Below are 4,648 nucleotides of genomic sequence, written 5' to 3' on the forward strand. Positions count from 1 at the left end.
GACGCTCAGCGACGAGGAGCTACGCGCGGAGGCCGACCGGATCGCGACCGAGCTGGGATACGTCCGCCCCGCGCCGTCGACCCTCAGCGCCGACGAACTACACGCGCGGATCGCGCGGATCGCTCAGAAGGCCGACGCGCCCGTTGTGGCGCTCCCGCGTCTCGATGGCGCTCCCGCGTCGAGCGACGGGTTGACCGTCTACATCCCGCGCGAGGTGCCGCCGTGACCTCGTGGTGCGACGAGACCGACGACGCGCCCGAGGTGGTCGACGCCCGTGCGCGCGCTGCCCTCGCCGCTCGGTGGATGATCCGTCACGGCCCGCCCTCGCCCGAGCACTACCGCGCCGTCATGGATGCTCTCGACGCCACCGAGCGGAGCGACGCCCGATCGTCGACCAGCTTGTAAGAACCTCCCCGCCAGCAACGTAGAAACGCTATAGCCACCGACGAAACACGGTTCCCTCACGCGGGTGGCACCCCGCGCGGAACGTGATGTGAGTCGTCGGTGGCCACAGTGGGCGCGCCATCAACGCGCCCGGGAGGCCCTGCTATGTCTCGTTCCATCGTACGCGTGATGTGTGCGTTTCTCCTCGTCGTGGCGTTCGCCTACGTCGGCGCCAACACAGGAATCCCCATCGCTGCCCTCGCCGCAGCATTCGCGCAGATTCTCCGCGCGCTACCGGTCGCATGAACGCGCTCATCGCTCGCGATGGGGAGTAGCTTCGGCATCGATGGATGCGCCCCAAATGAACCGCCCGAATGACACGATGAAGCTCCTCGCGGTGGGAACCGGCATCGTGGTCTTCGCGCTCTCTGCCGTCTGCGCGCTGGTGATGGTGTTCAACCCAACAACACCTGCGACACCCGCAACACCTGCGACACCCGATGCCGCCGCAACACCTGCGACGCCCGATGCCGCCGCAACACCTGCCGCAGACGCGTCTCTGTGCGCGGTCGAAACTGTGATGGGAGGCCCTGGCCTCGACGGCACGGAACCACCAGACACCGGCTTCCGATTGCGGAACTGCCCCCCGTCTGCAACGCCGTATTGCTCGTCGCTCCCCGGCGACTACATGCTGTGTTTCCCCGCACAGCCAGCGTGCGAAAGGTGGCAATCACAAGCCTTCGAATATCTACCCGCGGCGGTTCCGTGCTACCCGGCGCCCGAGTGGATTTGGTGCATCGACCTCCCCGCGCGACGGTGCTTCCCCTCCGCGCGAGCGTGCTCCGTGTTCCTCCGTCGGTCGCGTGACAGTCTGCACATCGAAGCTGAGGCAACCTGCGTTCGCCGACACGCGATGTGATCCGACGACTCGCACGGAGCTCTCGCACGACGACCCCGCGCACCTGCCCCGTGACGGGTTCTCGTTGATCCGCGCTGCGCCGCGGGCGTAGCGTCCCCTTCGAAAGGCGAACGCCACGCGGACCCGGCAAGGTGCGTGGCGTTCGATCAACGAGCGAGATGGACCCTACCCTCAGCGGGGCGGGCGCGTCTAGTCCGTCGCGTGGAGTGCATCCACGGCGGGCGTTGCGTGACCTGTTCTCAGACCTCGATTCCCGCGGCATCCACGCGACTCCGCGCGCCGTCGCAACCGCCCTCTGGTCGTTCGCGGACGCGAACGGCGGCGCATGGCCGTCGCAGGTGCGACTCGCCCGCATGACCGGCAGGTGCGTTCGCACGGTGCGCTCAGCGGTGCGAGAGCTCGAGGCCGCGGGTGTGATCGTGCGGCAGGTGCCGCCGCTCAGGATGCGACGCGCCCGACACGCGACGACCGCGTATCGGTTGCTCGTGGCCGACGCGCCGCCGTTCGTGCCCTCGGTGCCGCCGCTCGTGGAGCCGCCCGCGGATCTCGTCGCCGCCGTCGGTCGCGTCGCCGCCCTGGTCGCGCGAGACCACGAGCCGCCGTCGGTCACGTCCCCAAGCTTCATTGCGCGCGCGCCCGAGGCCGCTGACCTCGATGGAGTGCCGCCGCGCGTCCCCGCTGAGATGGACACCGAGGCCGTCGAGCCGCCCGCCGACGCTGAGCCGCCGCTCGTGGAGTTCCTGACGGGGCTCCTCGTGGCCGTCGACCTCGATGGAGTGCCCGAGCTGGTCGACGCCGTGCGACCAGGAGCGCACCCCCTCGAAACCTCTACGGGCGCGGGGTTCGCCGTGGAGGATTCCGCGGAACTCCCGTCGGCCGACCTCGATGGAGTGCCGCCGTGCGAGCCGCCCGACGATGGCACCGAGGCCGCTCCCATCACCGGCAATCCCTGCCGAACAAGGGAGACATCAAACACTCCTACTGCCGAACTGCGCGCGCACGCGACAACCGCCGCGGCTCCCGTCGACCGACCTCCGAGACGTCGACCGCCGCCACCCCCGACGCCGCGCCGTGGATGCCCCGTGCGGGCCTTCGTGGTGCCGCCCGCGGTCTCGACCCTCTCGACCCCGACGGCGGGCGTTGCCGGGGCTCCTGCGCGGTCGCCGCCGCCCGCCCTCGCCGCCGCCGCCGCCCGGTGTGCCGCCCTCACCCGGCGACGCTGAGCCGCCCCGTGACTCCGACCCCAACGGCTCGCGGTGACTCCGCTTGCCCGACGGGTGACGGGCGCGATGACTCCGCGGGGTGACTGCCCTTCGACGGGCTTAGGTGAGGGAGGCGCGCACCAGGGCGCGGGGTCTGCCGCCTAACGGCGACCGACGCTGAGCCGGGGCAGGTGCGGCTTTGTGGTCAACGACCGGGTGGCCCACTACCGAACGGTTGTTGACCACTGTACCGCTCCGCTCGTTACCGCTAGCAGTTGTTGACATCCTTCCTAGATGGGGTGTAGTGGTGTGTGCATGACCGCTAGCAGTAACGTACGTCGCGCTCGCACCTGCCCCACCGTCGCCGTTGCGTACCTGCGCGCGTCGACCGACGACCAGCACCTGAGCCCCGACGCTCAGCGCGCCGCGGTCGAGACATGGGCGCGCGCGTCGGGCGTGTCGGTGGTCTCGTGGCACGTCGACGCGGGTGTCTCGGGCGCTGCTGACCTCGGTGATCGTCCCGCCCTCGGTGCCGCCCTCGTGGCGCTGCGGCACCACGGCGCGGGGCTCCTCGTGGTGGCGAAGCGCGATCGTCTCGCGCGTGACTGCTACGTCGCGGCGGCGATTGATCGCGCCGTCGCTGCGGCAGGTGCGCGGGTCGTGTCGGCGGACGGCACGGGCAACGGCGACACGCCCGCCGACCAGTTCATGCGCTCGGTTCTCGACGCTGCGGCCGCGTACGAACGCGGGTTGATCCGCTCCCGCACGAAGGCCGCGCTTGCGGTCAAGAAGGCTCGCGGGGAGCGCACCGGCACCGTGCGCTACGGCTTCACGGCGGACGCCGCGGGGCGGCTCGTGGAGTGCCCCGCCGAACAAGCGGTGATCGCGCAGGTGCGCGCGCTCAGCGCCGCGGGTCTCTCTCAGCGCGGCATCGTCGCGGAACTCGCGCGAGCTGGTCTCGTCGGTCGCACGGGTCGCGCCCTCGCCCGAACGCAGGTGACGAACATCCTCGCCACCGAGGCCGCATGACGGCGGTCGTTGACCTCGCGACCGTCGCGCGAGTCCGCACCGAGCTCGCCGCGCTCGTGGCCGCGCATCCATCCCTGACCTCCCCCGAGGCGCACGCGCGTCTCGCCGCTGCCCTTCCTGACCTCGTGGAGCCCTCGATGTCCAAGTCTCTCGACCCGAACCACGTCCACCGTCCGGGTGTCTCTCAGCCCTCGCAGACCGTTGGCGTGCGTCTCGCGCCCGCCCTTCTCGACGCCGTGAAGGTCGAGACCGAACGACTCCGCTCGATGGCGCCGGGGACATCCTTCGGTCTCGGTGACGGTGTTCGCTCCCTTCTGTTGCGCGCGCTCAGCGCCGACCCTGCGAAGGCCGCAGAGGCCGCGCCAGTGCCCGCTGAGCCGCCGCTCGTGGTGTCGCCCTCAATGTCACCGCGCCGCGCCACGCAACCGCCCGCGCGCGCCTCGGTGCGACCTCCGCTGCCCTCGGTGCCGCCGCCGCCGCGCGTCCCCGCTGAGCTGGTCGACACCGAGGCCGCGCGCGTCGACCCGCGGCAGTTGGCGTTGATCGCTGAGCCGCCTATCGCCCTCGCTGAGATGCCCGTCCGGGTGATGCCCCTCGAAACGGTCGCGGAGGTACGCGCGCGACTCCTCGCGTTGCGCGCGGCAGACCCCAAAGCGTGGAGCTATCGGAAACTCGCGGCGCTGACCGGGCTGTCGACCGAACCCATCGCATCGGTGATCAACGGGGAGAACGTCCGTCCTGAAACCCTCGCGATGATCGTCGCGGCGCTGCCGCCCGAGCACATGGAGAAGACCAGTTCATGAGCCGCTCTCTCTGCGAGGTTTCGGGCTTTCTCCGCGCGGTGCGCGATGCTCGCGCGTTGCGTCCTGATCTGCCGCGTGCGGCATTCGTCGCCGCGGCTCGCGCGCGGTCGCCGTGGTTCTCGCGGCTCTCGCACGTTGACGCTGAGACGGTGATCGACTGGGCCGCTCGCGCGGCGCGGAGGGCGTGCGCATGACCACGAAGATCAACAGCAAGGTGAACGACGCCGCAGCGGTGAAGGCTTCGCGCGCTGCGTCCTGTCGCAAGCGGCAGTTGAAAGACTTCCTCCGGCACTGCGACCGCGAGGCTGGCA

5 protein-coding genes are annotated in these 4,648 nt (G+C 70.6%); all 5 read left to right on the forward strand.

Features of this window, described 5'->3' with window-relative positions:
- Window positions 1–226, forward strand: a 226-nt coding sequence (locus IPQ09_26375; GenBank protein ID MBL0197678.1) for a hypothetical protein, incomplete at its 5' end; no start/stop codon positions are given.
- The gene (locus IPQ09_26380) at window positions 223–405 is read left to right on the forward strand and encodes a hypothetical protein (GenBank protein ID MBL0197679.1); all 183 of its coding nucleotides are present in this window, start codon (window positions 223–225) and stop codon (window positions 403–405) included. The genes IPQ09_26375 and IPQ09_26380, both read left to right, overlap by 4 nt.
- Window positions 406–1,509: 1,104 nt before the next feature.
- Entirely contained in the window at window positions 1,510–2,526 is a 1,017-nt protein-coding gene (locus IPQ09_26385; GenBank protein ID MBL0197680.1) for a helix-turn-helix domain-containing protein, read from the forward strand.
- A 294-nt stretch (window positions 2,527–2,820) separates the two neighbouring features.
- Entirely contained in the window at window positions 2,821–3,534 is a 714-nt protein-coding gene (locus IPQ09_26390; GenBank protein MBL0197681.1) for a recombinase family protein, read from the forward strand.
- Window positions 3,531–4,337: a hypothetical protein gene (locus IPQ09_26395; protein MBL0197682.1), complete on the forward strand. Its 807-nt coding sequence runs from the start codon at window positions 3,531–3,533 to the stop codon at window positions 4,335–4,337. The genes IPQ09_26390 and IPQ09_26395 overlap by 4 nt, the downstream gene beginning before the upstream one ends.
- The last annotated feature ends 311 nt before the right edge of the window (window positions 4,338–4,648 follow it).

It is taken from the genome of Myxococcales bacterium, assembly GCA_016720545.1.
In the GTDB taxonomy this organism is placed as follows: Bacteria; Myxococcota_A; Polyangia; order Polyangiales; family Polyangiaceae; genus JAAFHV01.

Bases quoted from the DNA above. Each gene is read 5' to 3' on its own strand.
- IPQ09_26390 (MBL0197681.1), top strand. From the start codon at position 2,821: ATGACCGCTAGCAGTAACGTACGTCGCGCTCGCACCTGCCCCACCGTC.
- IPQ09_26395 (MBL0197682.1), top strand. From the start codon at position 3,531: ATGACGGCGGTCGTTGACCTCGCGACCGTCGCGCGAGTCCGCACCGAG.